Raw genomic sequence first — 25066 nt, forward strand, 5'->3', positions numbered from 1 at the left:
CGAAAATGTCAGATATTGTTACGCAGATCAAAGAGCAAATTGACATCACGCAAATCGCCCTGAGCACCGCAGAGGGCCGGGTCGAGCTGGACACACGTCTGAACGCGGCTCTCGCTGAGATCCAAGATGAGCATCTTAGAACAGTGGCGTATGAAATGCTGAAATCATGGCGTCGTAGCCTGTTCAACGACGAAAACCCACCGCACGTTTATCACAGCTCCGCCAAGGTCCAGCAAATGCTGAACACAATCGTGCCTTCACCCGAAGAGATTGTGACGTGGATCAAAGCGGCCGATGGCCGCACCTATGACGATTTTGCGCAGGAAATTACCAAACGCATGCTTGAGCGCGTTGCTGCCGTCGCTCACTAGTAGGGACTAGCCCAATGCCGTTGATCACCACTAATCTCAAAGCCCAGTTCGAGACAACTAATACAGTTGTCTCGCCGACTTCGTGGATTGATGAGGTTGCCGGGATCGAACTGACACAGATCGGGTCGATGGCCGATCCTGCGCTCGTAGCAGGAGGCACGCCAACGGGTGCTTCCTATTTTGCTTTCGACAGCGCTAATGACGGGCTGGGGACTGCCGATCTGGCAGGCGCGGACATACCGGACGGCGTAGAGCCTCGCACGATGTATGTCGTGGTCCGTTTCCCGACTGGCTCTACTGCGGGGAATTTTCACGGCGTCATGTATGGCACCGCGAATACGCGCCAAGCGTTCGGCATGGTGATGAGCAACACCGAAAAGGTGCTTACCGATTTCTGGGCCGCCAGCTTTGCATCCACCGCCAGCTTTAACGACAATACATGGCACGTCATAGCGATCACGTTCGACGGATCTGGTGTCGTTGGGTACGTTGACAACGCTGGCGTCATTTCCGGCACGCCCGCCACCCTCAATACGGTGCTTTCGCGGCTGTATATCAACTACAAAATCAACAACAGCGCGGGCGCGCTGATGGATTGCGCCGCTGTTCTACTCTACGCCGGGACGCACAGCCCCGAGCAGCTGACCGAGATGAACGCCTACCTGCGGGGCAAGTATATCGAGGCCAGCTTAAGCGATGAGGTTGGCGGCGGCACCCTCGCGTCTGGCGCCCCAGCGATTTCCGGTGGGGCTGTCGGCCAGACACATCAGATCGGTGTCGCAACACTGTCGACCGCTTCGCCCGCTATCTCCGGGGGCAATCCGGGCCAGACACATCAATTGGGCGGTGCAACGGTCTCGGCGGGCCTTCCGGCGCTAACTGGTGCCAGCGTCGGTCAGACGCACCGGCTTGGCGGATCGTCGCTGACCTCTGGAAGCCCAACAATCACGGGCGGCGCGGTCGAGCCAATTGACCAGGTTGGCGGAGCCACTGTTTCGACAGGTGCGCCCTCGATCACGGCTGGAGATCTGGGGCAATCACACCGCATCGCCGGGGCCAGCGTATCAACCGGATCACCCACGATTTCAGGCGGGTCACTGGACAACGTGTCCAGCATCGGTGGCGCGACCATCACGGCAGGCGCTCCGGCGGTCACAGGCGGCGGCGTAGGGCAGTTGCACGTCATTGCCGGGACTGACCTCACCGGCGGCACGCCCGTGCCCTCTGGCGGGGCCATAGCGCAATTGCACCTAATCGCAGGCACAGACCTGCAAGCCGGTGCGCCTGTGATTTCCGGTGGCGATGCGGCCCAAGGCGTCGTGGTGCCGGTGGTTGTGGCCCTGTTCCGCGACACCGCGATCTGGGATGAGCCGCGCGTCACTGCCACTTGGGATGAGCCGCGTCTTGAGGCGGTATGGGATGAGCCACGATTCACAGCGCTTTGGAGACAGTGACATGCAGACGATTGAGACATTCGAGAAGAACACCCTGTCTATCATCATCACATGGCTGCGGGAAGACGGCTCGGCCAAGGATTTGACGGGCGCAACTGTCGAGGCCTTTGCCAAGGTGCAGGGGGCTGCGATAGCCCTTTCCGCTGAGGTTCTGGACGGACCCGCCGGTGAGGTGCGGGCGTCAGCGCCTGCGGATACTCTACCCTCGGGGTTCTATGCGTTTCAGGTCCGGGCGACCAAGGACGGGGTGACGCGGACCTATGAGAGCAACATCGCGGTGAAGCTGTCTCTGGCGGCGTGACGCTTTAGGCCATTGTAGCCCCACCCATTGTTCGCTAATCGTTCCGCATGCAACGCGGCTCCCACGCCTATATCGAATGCGCTTGCGGGCGGGAGAGCACGCTCTACCTGCCTGACCTTCCTGCGTCCAAGCTCGATGCCTCTGGCCACACGATCAACCGCGAGGCGCTGGCGTTGATGCGTTGCCGCAGGTGTGGCCGGGTAGGGCGACCGGCTGAGGTGCGGTTCTTCTGGGCTTGTGGATTGCCTGCCTCCGAGGTCACGACAGATCAAGCGCCGGATCGTGGGGACAGTCACGATCTAAGCGATTGATTCCTATTGTGGGGCCTCTGTCCCCAAGGTTTATCTAAGTGCTTGTTTTTGCGGTATTTTGGTAGGCCCGGAGGGACTCGAACCCCTAAGCATGCAGCCTAATGATTTTGCGTTTCCAATTTCACGATTCGTTTACGGTTTGTCTTTGAAACGATTGGCTGTAGAGCGCTGATTCCACGCGATTGTGACGAATTCCTCAACCATCTCTACGGCGGCATGGACGAGCCGGAACTCAAGATCATTGACGTGTTCATCTGCAAACTGCGCAAGAAACTCTCTGAGGCCACCGATGGTGCCAATTACATCGAGACGGTCTGGGGGCGCGGCTATGTGCTGCGCGATCCCGAACTCGGCGAAATGGACGGGCGACCTCTGGCGGTGGGTGCCTGAGGGCTGCGCGGCCTCTGGACGCTGGGCGGGTCGGGCACTATCACTCTGGTCAGGTATGAGGTGGGCAAGGCGTTGCCGCCTCATCCCGGATCAGAGAGGGGCCGATGACCGACAGGATTGCCGTTGAGGATCTGACCGAAGACGAGGCGCGGACAGAATTGGCGCGCCTTGCTGCGCTCTTGGCTGAGGCCAATCGGGCCTATCACACCGAGGATGCGCCCGAGATCACGGATGCTGCCTATGACGCGCTCAAGGCGCGCAACGCGGCCATTGAGGCGCGGTTTCCCGCGCTCAAACGTGCGGACAGCGCTTCGGAACAGGTGGGGGCCGCGCCGTCGGATGGCTTTGCCAAGGTCACGCATCGCATCCGCATGCTCAGCCTTGGCAATGCCTTCGAGGCGGGCGATGTGGCCGAGTTCGACACCCGTATTCGCCGCTATCTGGGTTTGGCGGATGACGCCCCATTGGCCTACACCGCCGAGCCCAAGATTGACGGGCTGAGCCTGAGCTTGCGCTATGAGGACGGTAAACTGGTGCAGGCCGCGACGCGCGGCGATGGCGAGGTGGGCGAGAACGTGACCGCCAACGCGCGCACCATCGCTGATATTCCCGAGACCCTGACCGGCGCACCCGAGGTTCTCGAAGTGCGCGGCGAGGTCTATATGAGCCATGCCGACTTCACAGCGCTGAACGCGCGACAGGCCGCCAAATCCGACAAGTCCTTCGCCAATCCGCGCAATGCCGCCGCCGGATCGCTCCGGCAGCTTGACGCGACCATCACCGCCGCGCGCCCGCTCAGGTTCTTTGCCTATAGCTGGGGCGAGGTGAGCGCGCCCCTGGCGAACACGCAGATGAGGGCCATCGACCGTCTGGCGGCGCTTGGGTTTCAGACCAACCCGCTAACGGTGCTCTGTGATGGGACGGAGGCGCTGCTTGGACAGTACGCGCGGATTGAGCAGGCACGCGCGACCTTGGGCTATGACATCGACGGCGTGGTCTACAAGGTCGATGATCTGGGCCTGCAAGCGCGGCTCGGCTTTCGCTCGACCACCCCACGCTGGGCCATCGCGCATAAATTCCCGGCTGAGCTGGCCTGGACCCGGCTGGAGGCGATCGACATTCAGGTGGGGCGCACCGGCGCGCTGAGCCCGGTGGCGCGCCTCACGCCCGTCACGGTCGGTGGCGTCGTGGTCAGCAATGCAACCCTGCACAATGAGGATTACATCGCCGGGCGCGACAGTAAGGGCGACGTGATCCGAGGCGGCAAGGATATCCGCGTGGGCGATTGGGTGCAGGTCTACCGTGCCGGCGACGTGATCCCCAAGATCGCCGATGTGGACCTCACAAAGCGCCCCGACGATGCCGCGCCGTTCATATTTCCCACCACATGCCCCGAATGCGGCTCTGACGCGGTGCGCGAAGAGGGCGACGCCGTGCGCCGCTGTATGGGCGGTCTCATCTGCCCGGCGCAGGCGGTGGAAAAGCTCAAGCATTTCGTCAGCCGCGCGGCGTTTGACATCGAGGGGCTGGGGGCCAAGCAGGTAGAGCAGTTCTACCGCGATGGCTGGATCAAGGAACCGGCGGATATTTTCCGGCTGCAAGAGCGCTATGGCTCTGGCATGCAGCAATTGAAAAACCGCGAGGGCTGGGGCGAAAAGAGCGCGAAGAACCTCTTTCAAGCGATTGAGGATAAAAGGAAAATACCATTTGGTCGGTTGCTCTTTGCGCTTGGGATCCGGCATGTGGGGGAACAGGCCAGCACCCTCATCGCGCGCAACTATGGCACCTGGGCAGAGTTCATCGCCGCGATGGATGCGGCCAAGGACTTTGAAGGGCCGGACTGGGAGCGGCTCTTGGCCATCGACGGGGTCGGAACGGTCATGGCCCGCGCCCTTGTCGGGGCCTTTGCCGAACCGCATGAACGCGACAGCATCGACCGGCTGACTGCGCATCTGACGGTGGAAGAGACCGCGCGCCCTGACACCTCAGGCAGCCCGGTGGCGGGCAAAACCGTGGTCTTCACCGGCACGCTGGAAAAGATGACCCGCGCCGAGGCCAAGGCGCGCGCCGAAGGCCTTGGGGCCAAGGTCGCAGGCTCGGTCAGTGCCAAGACTGACCTGCTCATCGCCGGCCCCGGTGCCGGGTCCAAGGCCAAGAAGGCAGCGGAATTGGGGATTGAGACCATTGACGAGGATGGCTGGCTCGCCCTCATCGGGGACGCATGAGCGGGCGGCCGGAAATCCTCTTTCCGCTTTTTGCCGGGCTGGAAACGCTGGAGGGGATCGGCCCCAAGACCGCGCAGAGCCTTGCCGCGCTTGAGATCACGCGCCCGCGTGACCTGATCCTGACCCTGCCGCATTCCGCTGTGGATCGCCGCCGCCGCGCCACGGTGCAGGGGGCTGACCTTCCCGGCATCGTCACGGTCGAGGTGACGGTAGGTCAGCACCGCCCACCATCTCGCAAAGGCGGCCCCTACCGCGTGGTGGTTGAGGATGCCGCCACCAGCTTTCATCTGATTTTCTTTCATGCCCGCGATGACTATCTGCGCAAGATGTTGCCCACCGGCGCGCGCCGCATTGTCTCGGGCAAGGCCGAGCTTTTCGACGGGATCGCACAGATGGTGCATCCCGATCACATGCTGCCCGTGGAGGAAGCGGGCGAGATTCCCGATTTCGAGCCGGTCTATCCGCTCACCGCAGGTGTCACCCAACGGGTGATGGCCAAAGGGGCGCACTCGGCGCTGATGCGCCTGCCAGAGCTCGCCGAATGGATCGACCCGGTGCAAAAGGCGCAGGCCGGATGGCCCGATTGGGTGGATGCGATCCGCAGTGCCCATGCCCCGGATGAGGCGCGTGATCTCTCGCCCGCGCATCCGACGCGCGAACGTCTTGCCTATGACGAACTTATGGCGCACCAGATGACGCTGGCGCTCGCGCGCTCAAAGCTGCGCCGCGCCAAGGGGCGCGAAACCATTGGCACCGGGACATTGCAGGCCAGGGTTCTGGAGGCGCTGCCTTATGCACTCACCGGCGCGCAGACGCGGGCGATTGCCGAGATTGCCGCCGATATGGCCGCCCCACAGCGGATGAACCGGCTGCTTCAGGGCGATGTCGGCGCAGGCAAGACGCTGGTGGCGTTCAAGGCGCTTCTCATTGTGGTCGAGGCAGGCGGGCAGGGCGTGATGATGGCCCCCACCGAAATCCTCGCGCGCCAGCATTTGCAGGGGTTGCGACCCTTGGCCGAGAGCGCCGGCGTGGTGCTGGAAATCCTGACGGGCCGCGACAAGGGGGCAGAGCGCCGCGCCAAGCTGGCAGCCCTTGCGCGGGGCGACATTCAGATCCTGGTGGGCACCCATGCAGTGTTTCAAAAGGATGTAGAGTTTGCCGACCTGCGTCTGGCGATTGTCGATGAGCAACACCGCTTTGGTGTTCGGCAACGGCTGGAACTGGGCAAAAAGGGCGCGCAGGCCGATGTGCTGGTGATGACCGCCACACCGATCCCACGCTCTCTGGCCTTGGCGCAATATGGCGATATGGATGTCTCGGTGCTGGACGAGAAACCGCCCGGTCGCAAACCGATCAAGACCGCATTGGTCAGCATGGGACGGATTGACGAGGTGGTGGATCACCTGCGCCGCGCCATTGCCGAGGGGCGACAGGCCTATTGGGTCTGCCCTCTGGTCGAGGAAAGCGAGGTGGTGGACCTCAGCAGCGCCGAGGAGCGGTTCAAGCGGCTGCGCGCAGCCCTTGGCGAGGGGATTGTGGGTCTGGTGCATGGTCAGATGCCGCCCGAGGACAAGGATGCCGCCATGGCCGCCTTTCAGCGTGGTGAGACAAGCGTGCTGGTCTCAACCACGGTGATCGAGGTCGGCGTGGATGTGCCCAATGCGTCGATCATGGTGATCGAGCGGGCCGAGAGCTTTGGGCTGGCGCAGTTGCATCAGTTGCGCGGACGCGTCGGGCGGGGGCAGGCGGCCTCGACCTGTCTCCTGATGTATCAGGCTCCGCTCAGCGAAGGCGGCGAGCGGCGGCTCACCACAATGCGTGATACCGAGGACGGGTTTCGGATCAGCGAGGTCGATCTCGAGATGCGCGGCGCGGGCGATCTCATCGGCACGGCGCAATCGGGGTTGCCGCGATTCCGCATCGCCGATCTCGAATCGCAATCGGCGCTGATGGCGGTGGCGCAATCGGATGCCCGCAAGCTCTTGCATGACGATCCTGACCTCGTGTCCGACCGGGGGCGCGCGGCTCGGGTGCTGTTGTGGCTGATGGAACAGGATCAAGCGATCCGTTTGATTTCAGTAGGTTAGAAGTTTTGTTCACATTTGTTCTTAAAAAGTTCTTTACTTAGTTAACGCAATATGAGAACAAAGTGGCAACACAGAGGTTTTCTGAAGGAGCCCCCAGATGTTGCACCAGATCAAGACGACTGCGACCCGTGCGCAGGATACGATTATCGGCGATGCGATTGGCGCGCTTGCGCTGATGGTGACGCTGGTCGGTGCGCTCTATCTGCCGGGTGTTCTCTGACTGTCCTTTGTGTTTTCTGCCTGAGTTCCTGCCTGCGGGTCCGTCCTTGACCTTGGCTGCATCCCCTCTGTCCCAACGTCGGGGATGCGCCACACCCACCTGTCCCAACCGGTTTTCGGGGTTTGCCTCATTCCTCCCGAAATATGTCCGGGGCCTGTGACCCGCTCAACTCTGCCGCCGCCGCTCACCCGAGCGTGCGGCGGTTTTTTCACGCCACCGGCTCGGTGGCGGGGCGGAGACGCTGCACCAGCACGGTGCCAGTCTGGACGATGCCCTTCATCCGCTCTTCCAGCCGGATCATTTCGGACATGACATGGCGCAGATGTTCACTCTCATCCCCCAAGGCGCCCAGATCGGCAAAGAGCGCCTCGCTGCCCGCGATCTGAGCCTCGGCATTGACAACCACGGCGCGCAGGTCCTCGACCAGTCCCGCGGCATCCTCTCCGCCGGTTTGATCTCGCAGATCGGCAACCGCGTGCCGTGCCGTATCAAACCACGCCTGTGACAGGCGCGGCTCCGACTTGGCGCTCACCATCGCGGCGCGCTCCAACCGCCGGATGCGGCCGGTGAGCGTATCAATCCGGTCCCGCAGGTCGCCTTGGATCGTGACAATATCGTCATTCACCTTGACCACCCGTCGCAGCACCTCGTCCAACTCGCCCATCAACCGCGTGATCCGATCGAGAAAGAGATTGAGATCACGCGCCAAAACGCCAAACTCATCGGCGCTGCGGATGTCGGCGCGATGGGTCAACCCGCCATAGGCCCGCGCCAGATTGCTCACCACAGCCCGCAGACCCAAGAGCGGCTCCAACCGCGCGCGCAGAATGAGGAACAACAGCACCGAATGCAGCAGGATCTTGGCCAGGGCCAAGAGGCCGGTCAGGCGCATATCCTCGACCCATTGCGCGAAATCCGTGGCCAGATCGCGCCGCACCGTCACCTCGCCCAGCACGTCGCCCACCGCCGCCTCGGTGTGGCAGGCGAGGCAAAAGGGCTCTGCGGTGAGGGGCAGGGTGGCGCTTGCATGGGCGGTGTCAGGCCAATCGCCGCGCGGCAGGCCCTCGGGCGTGAACTCGAACCCCTGTTCAATGGACCGGATCGTAACCTCTGAGGGGATGATCGCAATGCGATAGCCCAGCCCGTCCCAATTGTCCTTGAGGATCGGATAGACCGTGCGCGCGGCCACCGGCCCGCCCTCGTTGCGCATGATCGAGCGGACGTTATCGGCCAGATCCTGTGCGGCCTCTTGGGCATCCGTGGGGCCATGCACCCGGAATTTGTAATAGACCATCCCGGCCTTGAGCGCGAATTCCAACACCGTCACCATCAACAGGATGACAAAGAAATCGCGGATCATATGGATCAGGAAAGACTGATCGAATCGTCCGATCAACGGACTGTTCTGGTCGAGTTTCTGCCCTGTCATGGCGCTGTCCCCGGTGTTTATCCCAAGGACGTAGAGCGTATTTTCCGAAAGGTAAGGGACGGCGTGGTCACAAAGGATCGCAGCGGCGCGACGGCGACGTCAGGCGCAAGAGGTCTGCGCGCGCACGGTCTCCATCGCCTCAACCACCGCTTCGAGCGTCAAAAGGATCGACGCATGGCGATTCTTGTAATCCCGCGCAGGCCGCAGCACCTCGAGCCCGTCAAACGGCGCGGGCGGGGTCGGGCCGTCGGATTTCAGCATGTCGCGCAGCGCGTCGCGTGCCGCCGTCACCTGAGCCAGATCGCAGCCGATGATGCCGCGCCCCACGACACTCGCCGCCGCCTGACCAAGCGCGCAGGCCTTGACCTCGGCGGCATAGTCGCTGATGCGCCCGTCCTCGCAGCGAATGTCCACGGTTACGGTCGAACCACAGAGCGGCGCGCGCCGTTTGACGCTGGCCTGCGCATCGGCAAGCCGCCCGTGATGCGGGATGTCGGACGCCAGTTCCAATATCCGCGCGGAATAGAGCTTGATCAGGTCGGTTTCGCCGCTCATGGCTTTCCCTTTCGTGTGTTGCCCCATAAATAGGCGCGTGACGCGCAGATGCAAAAGGAAATCCGCCATGCCCTTCGATCCGGCGACACTAAAGTATGACGCGAACGGGTTGATCCCCGCCATCGCCCAAGAGGCCGCGACCGGCGAGGTGCTGATGATGGCCTGGATGAACGCGGACGCCGTGGCGCGCACGCTGGACACTGGCCGCGTGACCTATTGGAGCCGCTCGCGGCAGGCCTTCTGGATCAAGGGCGAAACCTCGGGCCATGTGCAGGACTTGGTCGAACTGCGCGTCGATTGCGACCGCGATTGCCTGTTGGTGCAGGTGCGCCAGAGTGGCCCCGCCTGTCACACCAACCGGCGGTCGTGTTTCTACACGGCGGTGCGAGAGGGAAAAGAGACCGAGATCATGGCGCCGATTGCGGGCGCGGAATGAGTATTTAAGGAACGATGAAAGCCTAGAGGCCCAGCAGGGCGCGAATGTCGCTTGGGCTGGCCCCTTCGGCGCGATAGGTCGCGATGGCGCGCGCATCGTCCCGTTTGGCCAGACGCCTGCCCGCCGCGTCGCGGATCAGGGCGTGATGGTGATAGGCCGGCGTGGGCAGGCCAAGAAGGCGCTGCAAGAGTACATGGATTTGCGTCGCCTCTTGCAGGTCTTCTCCCCGGATCACATGGGTGATGCCCTGATCGGCATCATCCACCACCACCGAGAGATGATAGGATGCGCCCATCTCGCGCCGCGCCAGCACCACGTCACCGACAGTATGCGGCAGGTTGTGGGGGGTGATAATCCTGTCTTTTTCTTTGTAAATCAACGGGCCGCTTAGCATTCTGCAGGCGCGCGCCATATCAAGGCGCAGGGCGCACTCCTCAGGCATAGGGCCCTGCGGTGGGGTCGTGGGGCGGCAGGTGCCGGGATAGATCACGCCATCGGGGCCCAAGAGCGGCGCGCCCTCTTGCGGGGCGGTGGCGGCGGCGCGAATATCGGCACGGCTGCAGGAGCACGGGTATATAAGCCCCTGATCCCAAAGCGATTTCAGCGCCGCACGATAGCGGGGTAGGCGGGTGGACTGGCGCAGCACGGGGCGGGGCCAGCCTAGCCCAAGCCACGCCAGATCGCTAAAAATCTGCAGCTCCCACTCCGATCGACAACGGGTCTGATCGAGGTCGTCGATGCGCAGGAGAAAGGTTCCAGCCTCGGCCTGCGCCCGGTCATAGGCCAGTATCGCGGAATAGGCATGCCCCAGATGCAGCGGGCCGGTCGGCGAGGGGGCAAAGCGCGTTATGAACATCTATACAATGGGTTATGAGGCAATGCTCATGTTTTGATCGGCCAGCCATTCGCCCCAGGCCGCCTTGGCGCGGTCGGTATAGCCCTTGTAGCGATCCATGCGTCCGCGCCGCCCGCCCTTGAACCCGTCGATCGGGCGAAACAGGCCGAAATTCACGTTCATCGGTTGAAAGGTCTTGGCCTCGGCCCCGCCGCTGATGTGGTGGATGAGCGCGCCCATGGCGCTGTCCTGCGGTACGGGGGGCAAGGTTTGCCCAAGAATTTCCGCCGCCGCCAAACGGCCCGCCAAGAGGCCCATCGCGGCGGATTCGACATAGCCCTCGACCCCGGTGATCTGCCCGGCAAAGCGGATATGCGGGCGCGAGCGCAGGCGCATCTGCGCATCGAGCAGCGTCGGCGAATTGAGAAATGTGTTGCGGTGAATGCCGCCAAGACGTGCGAACTGCGCGTTCTCAAGGCCGGGAATCATTTTGAAAACAGCGGTTTGCGCGCCGTATTTCATCTTGGTCTGAAAGCCCACGATATTGTAGAGCGTGCCAAGCGCGTTGTCGCGGCGCAGTTGCACCACGGCATGCGGCTTGACATCCGGCGCATGCGGGTTGGTCAAGCCCACAGGTTTCATCGGGCCATGGCGCAGGGTCTCGCGGCCACGTTCGGCCATGACCTCAATGGGCAGGCAGCCGTCGAAATAGCCCGCCGTTTCGCCGTCATGGAATTCGGTTTTGTCAGCGGCCAGCAGCGCGTCGATGAACGCCTCGTATTGGTCACGGTCCATCGGGCAGTTGAGGTAGGCGGTGCGCTCGGCCTCGGTCTCGCCCTTGTCATAGCGCGACTGCATCCAGGCGCGCGACATGTCGATGCTCTCGTGATAAACAATCGGCGCGATGGCGTCGAAAAACGCCAGCGCTTCGGTGCCGGTCTCTGCGGCAATCGCGCGACCCAGCCCCTCAGATGTCAGCGGGCCAGTTGCGATGATCCAATGGCCGCTCTCAGGAAGTTGCGTGATTTCATCATGTTGCACGGTGATCCTCGGGTGATCCAAGAGCCGCGCCGTGACCGATTGGGCAAAGCGGTCCCGGTCCACCGCCAAGGCCCCACCGGCAGGCAGGCGGTTTTCGTGGGCCATCGCCATGATCAACCCACCCGCCGCGCGCATTTCCCAATGCAAGAGGCCCACGGCATTCTGTTCATCATCATCCGAGCGAAAGGAATTGGAACAGACCATTTCCGCCAGATCGCCGGTGCGATGCGCAAAGGTTTTGACCTTGGGGCGCATTTCGTGGATGACCACGTTGACGCCCATATTGGCCGCCTGCCACGCCGCCTCTGATCCGGCCATGCCGCCGCCGATGATATGCAATACCTTGTCCATGGGCTGCGATTTAGGTCATTGCGTGCGGTTTGGAAAGGGGCGTCACTGATCCCAGTCCGGCGCGCGTTTGTCGATAAAGGCCGCGATGCCTTCGGCGGTGTCGCGGTCGAGCATGTTCTCGACCATCACCGCGCCGGTATGGGCATAGGCGGCATCCAGCCCCATTTCCAATTGCTCATAGAACGCACGCTTGCCGATCCGCACGGCAGACCCCAGCTTTGCCGCTACAGTTTCAGCGAGCGCCGTGGTTTCCGCTGCCAGGTCCTCTTGCGGCACCGCCCGGTTGATCAACCCCAGCTCCGCGGCGCGGGTCGTGTCGATAAAGGCCCCCGTGGTCAGCATCTCGAACGCCTGTTTGCGCGGGATATTGCGGCTGAGTGCCACCATCGGCGTGGAACAAAAGAGGCCGATATTGACGCCATTCACCCCAAACCGCGTGCCATGGGCCGCCACGGCCATGTCACAGCTTGCCACCAACTGACAGCCCGCCGCCGTGGCGATGCCATGTGGGGCGGCGATCACCGGCTGGGGCAGGGAGCGAATTGCGGTCATAACAGCGGTGCAGCGTGCAAAGAGATCGGCGAAATAGGCGCGCCCACCATCCTCGGCCTGCCGCCCGGCGGTCATTTCCTTGAGATCATGCCCGGCGCAAAACGCCTTGCCCGCGCCCATCATCGTGACCACGCGGATCGTGCGATCCTGTGCCAGCCGGTCGAATTCGGCCTGAAGCGCCGCCAGCATCGCATCCGAGAGCGCGTTGAGATTGCCGGGCGAATTCAACGTGAGCCGCGCGATTGCACCCTCATCGGTGCGGTCGAGAATTGTCATCTTGTAACCCCTTGTGCCTTGGGGTCATTCTAGCCCGGAACAGGGCAGGGAGCAAAGCATGAGCGTCAAGATGACCGCCACGGAATTGATGGAGTTCCTCGATCGGGAATTTCCGCAAGTGACTGGCGACTTCGCCATCGAAGAGGTGGGCGATATGCGCATCAGAACCCGCCTTCTGGTGGCGGATCGTCATTTGCGCCCCGGTGGCACGGTGTCGGGACCGTCGATCTTTGCTTTGGCGGATGTGTCGGTCTATCTGGCGATTCTCGCGATGATCGGGCCGCAGGGGTTGGCCGTGACCACCAATTGCAGCGTCGATTTCATGCGCAAACCGGTGGCGGGCGTCGACCTGATCGCGGAATGCCGCCTGCTGAAACTCGGTCGGGTTCTGGCAGTGGGAGAGGTTTTGATCTTTTCCGACGGTATGACTGCCCCCGTGGCACGCGCCAGCCTGACCTATTCGATCCCCCCGAAATGAGCGCAGAGCCAGGGGGCTGTCCGCCCCCCGGACCCCCCGAGAGTATTTTGCGAAGGTGAGGGGTGAGATGTGTTGGGGTAATATAATACCTATTTTTTAAGTCCTTGTTTTTGAACATCTAAATTGAACATATGGCGGTTGACCTGCGCATCGAACTGATTATAACCCGCTCATCGCATCAGCGCTGCCCGCAGGGTGGCCGAAACTGATCAAGACCAAAGACCAAGCACAAGGTTCTGCCTGACATGAAAACATTCTCTGCTACCCCGGCAGATATCGACAAGAAATGGATCCTGATCGACGCCGAAGGCGTTGTTCTGGGCCGTCTCGCCTCGATCATCGCCATGCGCCTGCGCGGCAAGCACAAGGCCAGCTTTACCCCTCACATGGACATGGGTGACAACGTGATCGTCATCAATGCCGAAAAGGTGCAGCTGACCGGCAACAAGCGCAGCAAACCCAACTATTGGCACACCGGCCATCCGGGCGGCATCAAATCCCGCACCACCGGCGAGATCCTCGAGGGCAAATACCCCGAGCGCGTCGTGATGCAGGCGGTCAAGCGCATGCTGCCGGGCAATCGCCTGTCGCGCACGCAGATGACCAACCTGCGCGTCTATGCAGGCGGCGAGCACCCCCACGAGGCGCAGAGCCCCGAGGTGCTGGACGTCAAATCCATGAACTCCAAGAACACGCGGGTGGCATACTGATGGCTGACGAAATCAAATCCCTCGAAGGTCTCGAAGCCGTCGCTGGCACCGTCAGCGCAGCACCGATGGAGATCAAAGCCCCGCGTGAGCCGCAGCGCGATTCGCTTGGCCGCTCTTATGCAACCGGCAAGCGCAAGGACGCGGTCGCCCGCGTCTGGATCAAGCCCGGTTCGGGCAAGGTCGTGGTGAACGGCAAGCCGATGAAAGAGTATTTCGCGCGCCCCGTGCTTCAGATGATCCTCAAGCAGCCCTTCACCGTGTCGGGCACCGAAGATCAGTTTGACGTGATGGCGACGGTTGCCGGTGGTGGTCTGTCGGGTCAGGCCGGTGCGGTCAAGCACGGCGTGTCCAAGGCGCTGCAACTCTATGATCCGTCCCTGCGTGGCGCCCTCAAGGCCGCCGGGTTCCTGACCCGCGACAGCCGCGTCGTGGAACGCAAGAAATATGGCCGGGCCAAGGCGCGCAAGAGCTTCCAGTTCTCCAAGCGCTGATCGCTTTCCGGATATCACAGTCAAAGGGCCGCCCAATGGGCGGCCCTTTCGCATCTGTCACGGGTCTCAGCTGGTGGCCTGACCCTCGGCGGGTTTGCGGCGCTCATCAATGAATTGATCGAACTCCGCCTTGTCGCGGGCATCGCGCAACCGCTGCAAAAACGCCTCGAACTGCTCCTGTTCCTCTTCCAGGCGGCGCAGCGTGTCGGCCTTATAGGCGTCAAAGGCGGCATTGCCGGTGCCCTTTGAGGCATGACGGCCCTGAAAACGCGAGAGTTTGCTGCGACAGGTCATACGGTTGCTCCAGATCATATAGCCCAATAGGGCGAGGCCGACGGGCCAGAAAACGATAAAGCCAAGGACCATGGCGATGATCCAGGCGGGTCTGCCTTGGCGGTCGAGCCAGGATTCGGCTTGTGCAGGCCAGGTGGCGATGGCGGACATTGGGTCTCCTTTGCGGTGTAAATGTTACTTACATTTACATAAGTAAGATCCAAAATGTCCCATGCAAGGGATATGCGCGGATTTTTTGCATCAGACCTCGGTGTCGGGCGGAATCAGCCCCAGACCCCGCAGATAGACGCCGATGCCGGATTCCAGCAGGTCTTCGGGCGGGTAGGGCGACCGTGCCCCCGGCGCGCCGCGCGCATAGAGCTCGACCACCCCGTGGCTCATCGCCCAGACATGGGCGGCAAACATCGCCGCAGGTGGCCTGCGGTCCGGCGGCAAATGCGCCGAGAGCGCGGCGGCGGCGCGGGTCAAGATCGCCTGCGCGCGCCCCGCCGCATCGGCCAGTTCCGGGTTGGTGTTCACCGAGAGGCCGGATTCGAACATCGCCACATAATGCCCCGCATTCGAGCGCGCAAAGGCCAGATAGGCCCGCCCGGTGGCCATGAAGGCCGCCAGCGGATTTGGACGGGCGTCATCAAACGCCGCCTCCATCCGCTCGACAAAGATTTCAAACCCCTGGCGCGCGGCCTCTGCAATCAGCGCCTCGCGGCCCGGAAAATGCCGGTAAGGGGCGGCGGTCGACACCTCGGCCAGCTTGGCCGCCTCTGCCATGGTAAAGCCCTGCGGTCCCTTCTCGGCAATCAGCCGCAAGGTGGCATCTACCAAGGCTTGCCGCAGATTGCCGTGATGATACCCCTGTTTACCCATTCCAGATTTCAGGCCCGGCGGTGATGGATGGATCACAGTCCCCCACCGCGCGTACATCCTTGCGGGCATAGTCCAACCGGCTCAAAACGCTCCGGATGGTTCCCAGCCGCGCCCGCCGCTTGTCATCCGAACGCACCACGGTCCACGGCGCATGGTCGCTATGGCTGCGGGTCAGGGTCTCGGCGATGGCGGCGGTATAGCTGTCCCATTTGCGCAGACCCTCCACGTCGATCCAGCTCAGTTTCCATTGTTTGAGCGGGTCTTGCTCGCGCTCCAGAAATCGACGGAGTTGTTCGGCGCGGCCAACGTTGAGCCAGATCTTGAAGAGATGGATGCCCTCATCGACGATCATCCGCTCGAAATCCGGCACCTGAGCAAAGAAATGTTCGCGCTGCGCGTCGGTGCAAAAGCCAAAGACCTTTTCCACCACCGCGCGATTATACCAACTCCGGTCGTAAAGCACGATGTCACCACCGGCTGGCAGGTGGTCGATATAGCGCTGGAAATACCACTGTGTTGCCTCGACATCCGAGGGTTTGCTGAGGGCTACGACGCGCGCGCCGCGCGGATTGAGATATTCGCGAAACCGTTTGATCGTGCCGCCCTTGCCCGCCGCATCGCGCCCCTCAAAGACGATGGCAATCCGCGCGCCGCTTTCCTTGGCCCAATGCTGGAGCTTGACCAGTTCGATTTGCAGCTTTGCGAGATCTTTCTCATAGGTCTTTTTCGACATTGCCTCGGAATAGGGGAAATCACCGCCCAGAATGTCGTCCTTTTCGGCACGACGGATTTCCTTGCGGATCGCGTCGGGGGCTTCGGTCTCGAAAAAGGCGCTGATTGCGCCATCAAAGGGCAGGTCCATGGGGCCTCTCGCAGATGTTTCGCGCAGTATGGCCGCTCAATCGGCGGGGCGCAATCCAGCGCGGGTGGCCGCGCGGTGGATGGCGGCGATCACAGCCTCGGGGGCGCTGTGATGCGGCATATGACCGATGCCATCGAGCACGGTCAGATTGGCCCCCTCGATCTGGGCCGCCAGCGGTTCGGAATGGATGGCGACGCCCACCGTCGTATCCGCGCTGCCATGCACGATCTCGACCGGCACCGCGATGTCGCCAAATCGGCCATGCAAGGCCTCGACCTCACCCAGCAAATTGGCGCGTTGCAGGGCATTGGCACGCATACTGTCCCGCCGCAGCGTCAACCCCGCGCCGATGTGATCCAGATAGCCGTCGGGTGGCCCTTGGGGTTCAAAAATCTCGCGCACCGCCTGTTCAACGCGGCTGTCATGCACAAAGGCCGTCAGCAGCGGGATCAGCACCGGCCCCAACACCGGATGCGACAGAATCCGGTAATAGGTTGAGAGGCCGGTGTCCCATGGCTTGGCTGCGCCGGCCACATCGACCAGCGCGGCAATGTGGTCGGGCCGTGTCACCGCCCAGGCCAGCGCCACCGCGCCGCCATAGCTGTGACCCAGAACGATCGGCCGCTCCGCCCCCAATAGCGCTGCCGCCGCTTGCAAGAGGGCGGCTTGCTGGGTGATCGTGGCTCCGGTGCGATTGATCCGCGCGGTATAGCCCAGACCGGGACGATCCAGCACGATGACCCGGTAGTGCCGTGCCAGACGCGGAGCGAGATCAAAGGTCATGTCGCGCGTATTGCCCGAAGCGCCGTGAATCAGCACGAGATCGGGGCCATCGCCCATGACGACCGCATGCACGCGGTGGCCGTTCACCTCGAGAATCTGCCCCTCAGGGGGAAAGGCCGCCTCCGCCTGCGCCTCATGCGCCCGCGCCCGATACTGGCTCCAACTCCAGAGCGTTGCCAGACAAAAGACAAGTATGATCAGGGATTTAACAGCCAATGGCATTCATATCGAACGGAGTCGTCTGATAAATCTGGTTGATCCAGTTGCCATAGAGAAGATGCGCGTGACTGCGCCAACGGTTCTGTGGCGGGCGCGCAGGGTCATCACCCGGGTAGTAATTGCAGGGCACATTGATCGGCGTTCCATTGGCCACGTCGCGGTCATATTCCTGCTTGAGCGTGTCGCTGTCATACTCGAAATGGTTGAAGATATAGAGCGCATGCCGCGCCGTATCCTCGACCAGACAGGGACCAACCTCGTCACTGTCCAAGAGGATCGTCAGCCCCTCGACCGCCTCGATCTCGTCCCGCTTCATTTCGGTCCACCGGCTCACCGGGATCACGCAATCGTCGGAAAAGCCACGCAGATAGGGCGAGGCAGGCACCATGTTGCGATGCCGGAAACAGCCAAAGGCCTTTGCTGGCAGCATATGTTTCTTGACCCCGTGGAAATGGTTGATCATCGCCATCCCGCCCCAGCAGACGCCAAAGGTCGAATGCACATGGCTTTGCGTCCACGCGAACACGCGCTCCAACTCTTCCCAATAAGTGACCGCGTCAAACTCCAGATGCTCGATCGGTGCGCCGGTGATGATCAACCCATCATATTTGTCCCCCGACACCACCACCTCCTCAAAAGGCCGGTAAAAGCTCTCCATATGCTCGGCAGCGGTGTTCTTGGCCTGATGCTCGCTCATGCGAATCAGGTCAAACTCGATCTGCAACGGTGTCGCCCCGATCAGCCGGGCAAACTGGTTCTCGGTCTGGATCTTCTTGGGCATGAGATTGAGCAGGCCGATGCGCAGGGGGCGAATATCCTGCCGCGCCGCCTGATCCGGGTCCATCACCGACACCCCTTCGCGCGTCAGCACGGCATAGGCGGGCAGATTGGCGGGCATCTTGATGGGCATGGGGCAGGGGTTCCTTGACTGTCTGGCCTTAGATAGGCGTGGCGGCGCGGCGCTCAAGTGCGGTGGCAATCAGCGCCTCGAAATCCTGCGCAGTCTTGACCCCCGCCACCTCATTGGCACTGACGCTCACCCCCCATTTCACCATCGCCTCATAGCGTGGTTGCCGATGCGCCAAGGCGCGCGCATAGGTCCAGCGGATAAAGCTATCTGGATTAACATCACCCTCTTCACACTTGTTTTCGCGCAGATATTCCGCCCAGGCCGCATCAAGGAACGCGGGCTGATAGGCCATCGGCTTGGGGGCGCGATCAAAGCGGCGGATGAGCTCTGCGGTATGCGCCTCGGACCCCTCGATGTAGATCAAGAGGCACTGCGCCGAGAGCTCCGTCAGAATCGGATCGTCGGGATTATTGCCATCCACCCATTCACAGATCGACCCGCCCGTGTCGCAGATGAAATGCGGGTAGCCATAGAGCGCACCGGCACGGCGGATGAAATACGCCGTATCCATCAGCGCGTGGATCTCGGCCTGCCGGAACTGCTCCTGCCGGATGCGGTATTCCTCGATCGGCATGCCGCCCTTGGCCGGATTGCCCGGCTTGCCCAGATAGGTCGAGACGGGGGTGAGATTGTGAAAGGTGATGTTCGACCCGATATAGATCGAATCGCTCAGCAGCAGGTCGCGCAGGAACGGCACCTGCATCGCATGTGCCTTGGCATTATCCGCGATCAGCTCGCCCATGTAGCGGGTGCCAATGCGGTAATCTATCGAATAGTGAAACCAGTCCCCGGCATCGCGCAGCATGTTGGACAGATGCGTTTTTCCCAGCCCTGACATGCCATAAAACAGCACCCGTTTATGTGTGGCCTCGCGCCAGTCCTGTGCCGAAGTGTAAATCATCACCGCTCCCTCTCGGGGCTTGGTACAAAGCGCAACGCGCAGGGTCAAACGCTATCATGAAAAACCCCGCCCAAGAGGGGGCGGGGCTTGAATTTGGCGAGTGAACCGCTCAGAACCGGAACGCAACCTTGGTGCCGATGGCAATGGCGTCGCTGCCAGAAAAGGACGTCACGCTGGTATTCGCGTCACCGATGTCAAAATACTTGATACCGGCAGAGATTTCCCAAGCCTCTGTCTCATAGGTCGCGGCCAGACCATAGCTGATATAGCCGTCCTTGCCCGAGAGGTTGCCGACAATATCGCCTTCGTCCTTTTCATAGCCAAGGATGAATGCGCCGCTCCAGTTTTCATTGAACTTGCGTCCAATACCGAGCTCATAGGTCCAGATGTCGCTGGGGCCGCTTGCGATGGGGACGTTGACCGGAACACCCGTTGCGACAGAAAAGAAATCGCCCGGCTGCACGGCGAACTTCGACCATTCCCGCCATTTGACAGACCCGAAGAGCAGCGTGTTGGCCGCAATGCCCGACTGCGCATGCAGCGTAAAGGCCTGCGGGATCTCCACTTTGAAACCCGCGCCGGTGTTGTCCTTGAAATCGTGCTCGGTCTTTGACTCATAGGTCAGGGCAACGCGCAGCGCGATATCCGGGATCTCATAGGCCGCGCCCAAGAGATAGCCGACCTGGAAATCCTTGCTCACGCCAAGGGTATAGGGCGAGTTGGGGGCGGGAACCGCACTGCCCAATGTGGCAGGCGAGATCACGGTGATGTTGCCCGAGAGACCGATATACCGCAGGCCACCATAGACGCTGATCCGATCAGTGGCCTTGTATTTCGCCAGACCTGTGAACGCGACCGAGTTGACCTCGGCATTCGATCCGCCAAAGAACGCACCGCCCAGGCCGGCGGGGGGCGTGCGGTAATTCACCGACGCGCCGACCGGCTCGTCGACGACAATCGCAAAGGTGAGCCTGTCATTCAGGTCGTGCTTATAGCCGCCCGCAAAGGACTGATAGCGTTCCTGAATATTGCCTGTGGGGGCGGTCGGAATGCCCGGAAGCGCGGTGCCCGAAACGGATGGGTCAATCGTGGCGGCAGAGAACTCAAGATAGTTCTTGCCCTTCTCGAACAGGATCATCGACGGATCGCCGCGGCGCTCTATCTCTCCACCAAAGGCTGTGGATGCTGTTGCGGTGAGCAATGTCGCCGCGAGCCAAGTTGTCTTCATGTGTCCCTCTCCTCCAGAGTTATTGGCGTCACATTACCGTTACGCCGAAACCGGTCAATCTTTGACGCGGCGTCACAGATTGCGACGGCGACACGGGTTGCGCTGTGGACACACCCTAAAGGTGAAAAAAGAGCAAATTCAGGCGCTTTTGCGCGTTTCGCGCCATATATTCAGGTAATTCGCGCCAAAGATCACCATCGCGCCCAAGATCACAAATGCGTCAACAGGCTCAGCATACACCACAAGACCGATGATTGCGATCACGGGCAGTCGCAAAAAATCTACCGGCGTGATCAAAGTGGCGGGCGCGAGGGACAAAGCCGTGGTCAAACAGAAATGCGCGAGCAGCCCCGCACAGCCAATCAGAATCAACCAAGGGGCAGAGGCCAGCGACGGCAGCGCTATGTCGCCGTCCACCCCGGCGCAGAGGATACCGAGGATGATCTGAACCAATGTCATCCAGAACAGGATACAGGTCAGGCTCTCGGTCCGGGTCAGCCGCTTGGTCATCAGGATCGACCCGGCAAAGCCGATGGCCGCCGCCGCGGCCGCCAGAGTGCCTAGACTGAATGTCTCAGGACTTGGCCGTGCCACGATCAGAATACCAATGAACCCGATCACCGCCGCAAGGGCGCGGGTCCGCGTCAGCCGTTCACCCAGAATCAGCGGAGACAAGACCAGCACCCAAAGTGGCGCGGTGAATTCCAGGGCAAAAACCTGCGCGAGCGGAATGACCGTGATCGCATAGAACCAGAGGTTCTGTCCGGCAAAGTGGCACAGATTGCGAATCAGATGCGTGCCGGGACTGCGCGTGGTGATGGTGGCGGCATGGCCTGTCAGTCGCGCCAAGATGATGACGATGACAAAGCCCACGATGCTGCGGTACATCATGATCTCGAACGTATCGAGCTCAAAGCTGACCGCGCGTCCCGCAACCGCCATCGACGAAAACGACACCACCGCGCCCAGCATCCAAAGCCCCGCGCGGAGCACAACACCCGGATCGCGGGGCGGGGTGAGACCCGTCGCCATTCAGCCGCGCCACCGCTGTTGTGATCGTGCCGCCGCCACTTCGTGCCCGTGGGCCCTGTGACCCGCGTGATGAATGCCGCCGCAAACAGGGGGACGCAGATCGTACGTGCCACCCATCCTGTGCCGCCGACCGGGCTCTGTCCGACTCACATGCGGTCTTTGCGCGTCCTCCGGTCGATCCATCTCTGCCCCCGTTGACCCTGCTTCATAGCCAGCGTGGCAGGCTTGGTCTCGTGTCGTTCTACCGCTGCATTCGGGCGATGGCCCTGTGTACAATTCAAGCCCGAAAATGCACATCCTGTACACAGTCAGCGCGCGATCTCAGGCGAATTTGCAAAAGACGTCGCCGGATCAGCGTTTGCGCCCGAAAGCGGTCATTCCCACTCGATCGTTCCCGGTGGTTTAGAGGTGATGTCATAGGTCACGCGGTTTATGCCTTTGACTTCATTGATAATTCGCGTGGCGGTCTCGCCGAGAAACTCATGGGTGAAGGGATAGTAATCCGCCGTCATCCCATCGACGCTCGTCACGGCGCGGAGCGCACAGGCGAAATCATAGGTTCGCCCATCGCCCATCACCCCCACCGTCCGCACCGGCAAAATGGCCACAAACGCCTGCCAGATCGCATCATATAGTCCATGTTTGCGGATTTGATCTATATATACCGCGTCCGCCTTGCGCAGGATCTCCAGCTTTTCGCGGGTAATCTCCCCCGGACAGCGGATCGCAAGCCCGGGACCGGGGAACGGATGACGACCAATGAAACTCTCCGGCAGCCCCAATTCACGCCCCAAGGCACGTACTTCGTCCTTGAACAACTCGCGCAACGGCTCAACCAGCTTGAGCCCCATCTTCTCCGGCAAGCCGCCAACATTGTGGTGCGATTTGATCGTCACCGAGGGACCACCCGAGAAGGAAACGCTCTCGATCACATCCGGATAGAGCGTGCCCTGAGCCAAGAACTCAGCCCCTTCAATTTCATTGGCGTGTTTCTGGAACACGTCAATGAACAGACGTCCGATTATTTTTCTCTTTGTTTCCGGGTCACTTACGCCATCAAGTTCACCTAGAAAAAGGTCTGATTCATCCGCGTGAATGAGGGGGATATTGTAATTGTCGCGGAACATCGTCACGACGTCTTGCGCCTCGTTCAACCGCAAGAGCCCGTGATCGACAAAGACGCAGGTGAGCTGATCGCCAATCGCCTCATGGATCAAAACAGCGGCCACGGAGCTATCAACCCCGCCCGAAAGACCGCAGATCACCTGTTTGTCGCCGACCTGCGCACGGATCTTGGCAATCGCCTCTTCCCGGTACGCGCCCATGGTCCAATCACCTGCAAATCCCGCGAGCTTGATGAAATTCTCATAGAGCCGCGCCCCATTGGGCGTGTGATGTACCTCAGGATGAAACTGCACCGCATAAAACCGCCGCGAGCGGTCGGCCGTGATCGCAAAAGGCGCTCCCGGCGAGGTGCCGAGAACCTCAAATCCTGGAGCGATTTCAGAGACATGGTCGCCGTGGCTCATCCAAACCTGCTCGCGACCCGAGTCATCAGCGAACCAGCCGTTCACGAAGTCACTCTCGATCTGGGCACCGGTCACATAGGCGCGGCCAAACTCGGCTGTGGCGTGTTCTCCCGCCTCAACCTTGCCACCAAGATCCTGCATCATCACTTGTTGACCATAGCAGATACCAAGGATCGGCACGCCCAGATCATAGGCGGCCTGAGGTGGCCTTGGGCTACCCTCGCGCATCACGCTGTCGGGCCCCCCCGAAAAGATGATCGCCCGCGGCGCCATCTCTTGCAGAAAGGCGTCCGTCACCTTTTGATAGGGGTGAATTTCGCAATAGACATTCAGCTCGCGCAGGCGACGCGCAATCAGCTGCGTCACCTGGCTGCCAAAGTCGATGATCAGGAGGCGGTCATGGGATATCTGGCTCATGTTCTGCCTAGTAATTGGCGTCCCGCCCCTGCGCAAGAGAAAGAGCGCGCCTTACCAGCGATAGCTGATGCCGGTTGCGATCTCGTCCTGGTGCATGCGAATTTTCACCGGTTGCGCCACGCCCGTGAGCGCGGGATTGCTCCCGGAGAAACTGTTGGAGAACGCATGGGTGTAGGAGAACGTAAAGGCCCAACGCTCGTTGATCCGATATGTGCCGCCGGCCGAGAGATGCCATTGCGGCGTTGCAGGGGCGATGGTGTTGATCACCACGTCGCCGTCGTTCTTGATGAATTCGGTCGAATAGCTGACCCCGGTGCGCAGCGTCAGCTTGTCCGACTTGCGCCAGATGGTGGCCAGACGCCAGACATCGACATCGTCCCAGCCAAAGCCCACGCCATTGGGTGCGCCCAGCGGTCCGTTCGGAGGCGCGCTCGGGTTGGAGATGGATTTTACATCGCCGTAGAAAATGCGCTGATATTCGCCTGTGATCGTCCATTGCGGCGCTGAGGCGGGCGTATAGGCCGCGCCAAGGGTCAGCATCGCGGGCACGTCAAATTCTCCCCCTGCAAAGAGGCCCTGGTATCGGCTGAACTTGGACATCTGGATTTCGTTGCGATAGGCCGCGCCAAAGGTCCATTGCGGGTTGGCCTCGTAGAGCAGACCGAGGTTCACGCCGAACCCGGTGGACCAATCATGGCCCCGGTTGGTGACTTCGCCGGGGCTGATCGAGAGGCCGGAGAAGGCCTGTAGCCCCTGCGCCTTGAACCGTTGCATCGCAAGGATCGGAGAGATGCCCAAAGTCAGGCGATCGTTCACCTTGCGGGCATAGTTCAGCGTTATGAACGCCTGTTCGAGATTGACCCCGAGCGGGGCGGACCCCGCGCCAAGCCCGGCAAAGAAATTCGTATCGAATTCGGTGTTCATGCCTCCGTTGCCAAAGACAAAAGCGCCCAGCGACGAGCGATCATCGAGTTTCCAGTTGGCACCGCCGCAGGGGATGAAGAACACGTCATTCTGGCTTTTGTGGGTGCCGGGGGTCAGCGGGCCACCGGGGGCAATTTCGACCTCGCGGTTGGGGGCAAAGGTGGTGAGGCAAAACCCCGCCTGATTGCCCACCTTGACGCCCGTGGCCGGGTTCTGCGCCATGCCCAAAACACCTGTCGTCACCGCGACGCCCGCTCCGGCCATGCTTTTGGACTGACCGCCATAGCCATTGGCGAAATAGCCATTGGTGGCCGTGGCGGGACTGGCGAGTACAGCCGCACTCATCAGGGCGCAGACCTTGGCCATGAGGCCAAAACGCTGTTTGATCATTGTATCCCTCCCAATGCAGTGCGGTTCGCCCGCATCTGTCAGTTTGTCTTTTGGTTTTCCAGAGCCGTTTAGGGTGGTCGAAAGATGAAGCTCACACTCAAATATTACGATCTATGAATGTAATTTGTCATTCACTTTTTTGTGTTCCGAAATGGCCGCTCTGTGAGGGCCGAATTGATCTTCGGAATGTGTCGCTTTTT

26 protein-coding genes and 1 pseudogene are annotated in these 25066 nt (G+C 61.4%); 12 read left to right on the forward strand and 15 right to left on the reverse strand.

Going from position 1 to position 25066, the window contains the following annotated elements; all coding sequences use genetic code 11:
* Window positions 1-5: 5 nt before the first annotated feature.
* From VR71_RS02275 to VR71_RS24545, 8 genes and pseudogenes are all read left to right on the forward strand, one after another.
* Window positions 6-371 carry a hypothetical protein gene (locus VR71_RS02275; RefSeq protein WP_045680831.1) on the forward strand — a complete coding sequence of 122 codons (366 nt, stop codon included), beginning with the start codon at window positions 6-8 and terminating at the stop codon, window positions 369-371.
* A gap of 14 nt (window positions 372-385) precedes the next feature.
* A complete protein-coding gene (locus tag VR71_RS02280; protein ID WP_296429743.1) occupies window positions 386-1825 on the forward strand; it encodes a hypothetical protein in 1440 nt (479 codons plus the stop codon).
* A 1-nt stretch (window position 1826) separates the two neighbouring features.
* A complete protein-coding gene (locus VR71_RS02285; protein ID WP_045680835.1) occupies window positions 1827-2126 on the forward strand; it encodes a hypothetical protein in 300 nt (99 codons plus the stop codon).
* 47 nt (window positions 2127-2173) lie between these two features.
* On the forward strand, window positions 2174-2437 hold the full coding sequence (locus tag VR71_RS24540; protein WP_296429747.1) for a hypothetical protein: 264 nt from the start codon (window positions 2174-2176) through the stop codon (window positions 2435-2437).
* 192 nt (window positions 2438-2629) lie between these two features.
* Window positions 2630-2827, forward strand: a pseudogene (locus VR71_RS02290) (helix-turn-helix domain-containing protein); the annotation flags it as partial.
* Window positions 2828-2931: 104 nt separating this feature from the next.
* A complete protein-coding gene (ligA, locus tag VR71_RS02295) occupies window positions 2932-5052 on the forward strand; it encodes an NAD-dependent DNA ligase LigA (protein ID WP_045680837.1) in 2121 nt (706 codons plus the stop codon).
* On the forward strand, window positions 5049-7139 hold the full coding sequence (recG, locus tag VR71_RS02300) for an ATP-dependent DNA helicase RecG (protein ID WP_045680839.1): 2091 nt from the start codon (window positions 5049-5051) through the stop codon (window positions 7137-7139). Before ligA ends, recG begins: the two co-directional genes overlap by 4 nt.
* Window positions 7140-7236: 97 nt before the next feature.
* On the forward strand, window positions 7237-7359 hold the full coding sequence (locus VR71_RS24545) for a hypothetical protein (protein WP_009818525.1): 123 nt from the start codon (window positions 7237-7239) through the stop codon (window positions 7357-7359).
* A 208-nt stretch (window positions 7360-7567) separates the two neighbouring features.
* Here VR71_RS24545 and VR71_RS02305 read toward each other — a convergent pair whose 3' ends face one another.
* Both VR71_RS02305 and VR71_RS02310 read right to left on the reverse strand, forming a co-directional pair.
* A complete protein-coding gene (locus VR71_RS02305; protein ID WP_045680841.1) occupies window positions 7568-8788 on the reverse strand; it encodes a methyl-accepting chemotaxis protein in 1221 nt (406 codons plus the stop codon).
* Window positions 8789-8887: 99 nt separating this feature from the next.
* Window positions 8888-9343, reverse strand: a complete 456-nt coding sequence (locus VR71_RS02310) for an iron-sulfur cluster assembly scaffold protein (protein WP_040651524.1) — start codon at window positions 9341-9343, stop codon at window positions 8888-8890.
* A gap of 67 nt (window positions 9344-9410) precedes the next feature.
* Between VR71_RS02310 and hisI the strand changes: the two genes are divergently transcribed.
* On the forward strand, window positions 9411-9779 hold the full coding sequence (hisI, locus tag VR71_RS02315) for a phosphoribosyl-AMP cyclohydrolase (protein WP_009818528.1): 369 nt from the start codon (window positions 9411-9413) through the stop codon (window positions 9777-9779).
* A gap of 22 nt (window positions 9780-9801) precedes the next feature.
* Here the strand turns inward: hisI and gluQRS are convergent, their stop codons facing one another.
* The 3 genes from gluQRS to VR71_RS02330 are packed head-to-tail and all read right to left on the reverse strand — an operon-like array spanning window position 9802 to window position 12834.
* Window positions 9802-10635, reverse strand: a complete 834-nt coding sequence (gene gluQRS / locus VR71_RS02320) for a tRNA glutamyl-Q(34) synthetase GluQRS (protein WP_045680845.1) — start codon at window positions 10633-10635, stop codon at window positions 9802-9804.
* A 12-nt stretch (window positions 10636-10647) separates the two neighbouring features.
* Window positions 10648-12006, reverse strand: coding sequence for a methylenetetrahydrofolate--tRNA-(uracil(54)-C(5))-methyltransferase (FADH(2)-oxidizing) TrmFO (gene trmFO, locus VR71_RS02325; protein ID WP_009818530.1), 1359 nt, complete (start codon window positions 12004-12006; stop codon window positions 10648-10650).
* Between the two features lie 42 nt (window positions 12007-12048).
* On the reverse strand, window positions 12049-12834 hold the full coding sequence (locus VR71_RS02330) for an enoyl-CoA hydratase (protein WP_045680847.1): 786 nt from the start codon (window positions 12832-12834) through the stop codon (window positions 12049-12051).
* Between the two features lie 58 nt (window positions 12835-12892).
* On the opposite strand from VR71_RS02330, the gene VR71_RS02335 reads away from it, so the two are divergent.
* The 3 genes from VR71_RS02335 (at window position 12893) to rpsI (ending at window position 14513) form a co-directional block, all read left to right on the forward strand.
* The gene (locus tag VR71_RS02335) at window positions 12893-13312 is read left to right on the forward strand and encodes a PaaI family thioesterase (protein WP_009818532.1); all 420 of its coding nucleotides are present in this window, start codon (window positions 12893-12895) and stop codon (window positions 13310-13312) included.
* A gap of 245 nt (window positions 13313-13557) precedes the next feature.
* A complete protein-coding gene (gene rplM, locus VR71_RS02340; protein WP_009818533.1) occupies window positions 13558-14022 on the forward strand; it encodes a 50S ribosomal protein L13 in 465 nt (154 codons plus the stop codon).
* Window positions 14022-14513, forward strand: a complete 492-nt coding sequence (gene rpsI, locus VR71_RS02345; RefSeq protein ID WP_009818534.1) for a 30S ribosomal protein S9 — start codon at window positions 14022-14024, stop codon at window positions 14511-14513. The genes rplM and rpsI overlap by 1 nt, the downstream gene beginning before the upstream one ends.
* Before the next feature lie 66 nt (window positions 14514-14579).
* Here the strand turns inward: rpsI and VR71_RS02350 are convergent, their stop codons facing one another.
* The 10 genes from VR71_RS02350 to VR71_RS02395 all read right to left on the reverse strand — a co-directional run bounded on the left by VR71_RS02350 (window position 14580) and on the right by VR71_RS02395 (window position 24866).
* A complete protein-coding gene (locus VR71_RS02350; RefSeq protein WP_045680849.1) occupies window positions 14580-14957 on the reverse strand; it encodes a DUF2852 domain-containing protein in 378 nt (125 codons plus the stop codon).
* Between the two features lie 90 nt (window positions 14958-15047).
* On the reverse strand, window positions 15048-15671 hold the full coding sequence (locus tag VR71_RS02355) for a TetR/AcrR family transcriptional regulator (RefSeq protein ID WP_009818536.1): 624 nt from the start codon (window positions 15669-15671) through the stop codon (window positions 15048-15050).
* The gene (ppk2, locus tag VR71_RS02360) at window positions 15664-16533 is read right to left on the reverse strand and encodes a polyphosphate kinase 2 (protein ID WP_045680852.1); all 870 of its coding nucleotides are present in this window, start codon (window positions 16531-16533) and stop codon (window positions 15664-15666) included. Before ppk2 ends, VR71_RS02355 begins: the two co-directional genes overlap by 8 nt.
* A 36-nt stretch (window positions 16534-16569) precedes the next feature.
* Complete coding sequence (locus VR71_RS02365; RefSeq protein ID WP_045680854.1) at window positions 16570-17538, reverse strand: alpha/beta hydrolase; 969 nt, start codon at window positions 17536-17538, stop codon at window positions 16570-16572.
* The gene (gene metA / locus VR71_RS02370) at window positions 17522-18445 is read right to left on the reverse strand and encodes a homoserine O-succinyltransferase (RefSeq protein WP_045680856.1); all 924 of its coding nucleotides are present in this window, start codon (window positions 18443-18445) and stop codon (window positions 17522-17524) included. The genes VR71_RS02365 and metA overlap by 17 nt, the downstream gene beginning before the upstream one ends.
* Window positions 18446-18473: 28 nt before the next feature.
* Window positions 18474-19346: a hypothetical protein gene (locus tag VR71_RS02375; RefSeq protein WP_045680858.1), complete on the reverse strand. Its 873-nt coding sequence runs from the start codon at window positions 19344-19346 to the stop codon at window positions 18474-18476.
* 109 nt (window positions 19347-19455) lie between these two features.
* Window positions 19456-20574, reverse strand: coding sequence for an OmpP1/FadL family transporter (locus tag VR71_RS02380; RefSeq protein ID WP_045680860.1), 1119 nt, complete (start codon window positions 20572-20574; stop codon window positions 19456-19458).
* Between the two features lie 138 nt (window positions 20575-20712).
* Window positions 20713-21606: a DMT family transporter gene (locus VR71_RS02385; protein ID WP_045680862.1), complete on the reverse strand. Its 894-nt coding sequence runs from the start codon at window positions 21604-21606 to the stop codon at window positions 20713-20715.
* Window positions 21607-21980: 374 nt separating this feature from the next.
* A complete protein-coding gene (guaA, locus tag VR71_RS02390) occupies window positions 21981-23552 on the reverse strand; it encodes a glutamine-hydrolyzing GMP synthase (protein ID WP_045680864.1) in 1572 nt (523 codons plus the stop codon).
* 51 nt (window positions 23553-23603) lie between these two features.
* Window positions 23604-24866 (reverse strand): OmpP1/FadL family transporter, encoded by a 1263-nt coding sequence (locus tag VR71_RS02395; protein ID WP_296429750.1) that lies wholly within the window; start codon window positions 24864-24866, stop codon window positions 23604-23606.
* Between the last annotated feature and the right edge of the window lie 200 nt (window positions 24867-25066).

Source organism: Roseovarius sp. BRH_c41, from assembly GCF_000961715.1.
In the GTDB taxonomy this organism is placed as follows: Bacteria; Pseudomonadota; Alphaproteobacteria; order Rhodobacterales; family Rhodobacteraceae; genus Roseovarius.

Excerpts from the sequence above, each read along its gene's own strand:
- VR71_RS24540 (WP_296429747.1), top strand. The coding sequence starts at position 2,174 with ATGCAACGCGGCTCCCACGCCTATATCGAATGCGCTTGCGGGCGGGAG.
- VR71_RS02380 (WP_045680860.1), bottom strand. The coding sequence starts at position 20,574 with ATGAAGACAACTTGGCTCGCGGCGACATTGCTCACCGCAACAGCATCC.
- VR71_RS02275 (WP_045680831.1), top strand. The coding sequence starts at position 6 with ATGTCAGATATTGTTACGCAGATCAAAGAGCAAATTGACATCACGCAA.
- gluQRS (WP_045680845.1), bottom strand. The coding sequence starts at position 10,635 with ATGTTCATAACGCGCTTTGCCCCCTCGCCGACCGGCCCGCTGCATCTG.
- VR71_RS02280 (WP_296429743.1), top strand. The coding sequence starts at position 386 with ATGCCGTTGATCACCACTAATCTCAAAGCCCAGTTCGAGACAACTAAT.
- VR71_RS24545 (WP_009818525.1), top strand. The coding sequence starts at position 7,237 with ATGTTGCACCAGATCAAGACGACTGCGACCCGTGCGCAGGATACGATT.
- VR71_RS02385 (WP_045680862.1), bottom strand. The coding sequence starts at position 21,606 with ATGGCGACGGGTCTCACCCCGCCCCGCGATCCGGGTGTTGTGCTCCGC.
- metA (WP_045680856.1), bottom strand. The coding sequence starts at position 18,445 with ATGCCCATCAAGATGCCCGCCAATCTGCCCGCCTATGCCGTGCTGACG.
- VR71_RS02335 (WP_009818532.1), top strand. The coding sequence starts at position 12,893 with ATGAGCGTCAAGATGACCGCCACGGAATTGATGGAGTTCCTCGATCGG.
- recG (WP_045680839.1), top strand. The coding sequence starts at position 5,049 with ATGAGCGGGCGGCCGGAAATCCTCTTTCCGCTTTTTGCCGGGCTGGAA.
- VR71_RS02285 (WP_045680835.1), top strand. The coding sequence starts at position 1,827 with ATGCAGACGATTGAGACATTCGAGAAGAACACCCTGTCTATCATCATC.
- VR71_RS02395 (WP_296429750.1), bottom strand. The coding sequence starts at position 24,866 with ATGATCAAACAGCGTTTTGGCCTCATGGCCAAGGTCTGCGCCCTGATG.
- ligA (WP_045680837.1), top strand. The coding sequence starts at position 2,932 with ATGACCGACAGGATTGCCGTTGAGGATCTGACCGAAGACGAGGCGCGG.
- VR71_RS02305 (WP_045680841.1), bottom strand. The coding sequence starts at position 8,788 with ATGACAGGGCAGAAACTCGACCAGAACAGTCCGTTGATCGGACGATTC.
- VR71_RS02375 (WP_045680858.1), bottom strand. The coding sequence starts at position 19,346 with ATGATTTACACTTCGGCACAGGACTGGCGCGAGGCCACACATAAACGG.
- VR71_RS02310 (WP_040651524.1), bottom strand. The coding sequence starts at position 9,343 with ATGAGCGGCGAAACCGACCTGATCAAGCTCTATTCCGCGCGGATATTG.
- VR71_RS02330 (WP_045680847.1), bottom strand. The coding sequence starts at position 12,834 with ATGACAATTCTCGACCGCACCGATGAGGGTGCAATCGCGCGGCTCACG.
- VR71_RS02355 (WP_009818536.1), bottom strand. The coding sequence starts at position 15,671 with ATGGGTAAACAGGGGTATCATCACGGCAATCTGCGGCAAGCCTTGGTA.
- VR71_RS02365 (WP_045680854.1), bottom strand. The coding sequence starts at position 17,538 with ATGCCATTGGCTGTTAAATCCCTGATCATACTTGTCTTTTGTCTGGCA.
- rplM (WP_009818533.1), top strand. The coding sequence starts at position 13,558 with ATGAAAACATTCTCTGCTACCCCGGCAGATATCGACAAGAAATGGATC.
- trmFO (WP_009818530.1), bottom strand. The coding sequence starts at position 12,006 with ATGGACAAGGTATTGCATATCATCGGCGGCGGCATGGCCGGATCAGAG.
- guaA (WP_045680864.1), bottom strand. The coding sequence starts at position 23,552 with ATGAGCCAGATATCCCATGACCGCCTCCTGATCATCGACTTTGGCAGC.
- VR71_RS02350 (WP_045680849.1), bottom strand. The coding sequence starts at position 14,957 with ATGTCCGCCATCGCCACCTGGCCTGCACAAGCCGAATCCTGGCTCGAC.
- hisI (WP_009818528.1), top strand. The coding sequence starts at position 9,411 with ATGCCCTTCGATCCGGCGACACTAAAGTATGACGCGAACGGGTTGATC.
- ppk2 (WP_045680852.1), bottom strand. The coding sequence starts at position 16,533 with ATGGACCTGCCCTTTGATGGCGCAATCAGCGCCTTTTTCGAGACCGAA.
- rpsI (WP_009818534.1), top strand. The coding sequence starts at position 14,022 with ATGGCTGACGAAATCAAATCCCTCGAAGGTCTCGAAGCCGTCGCTGGC.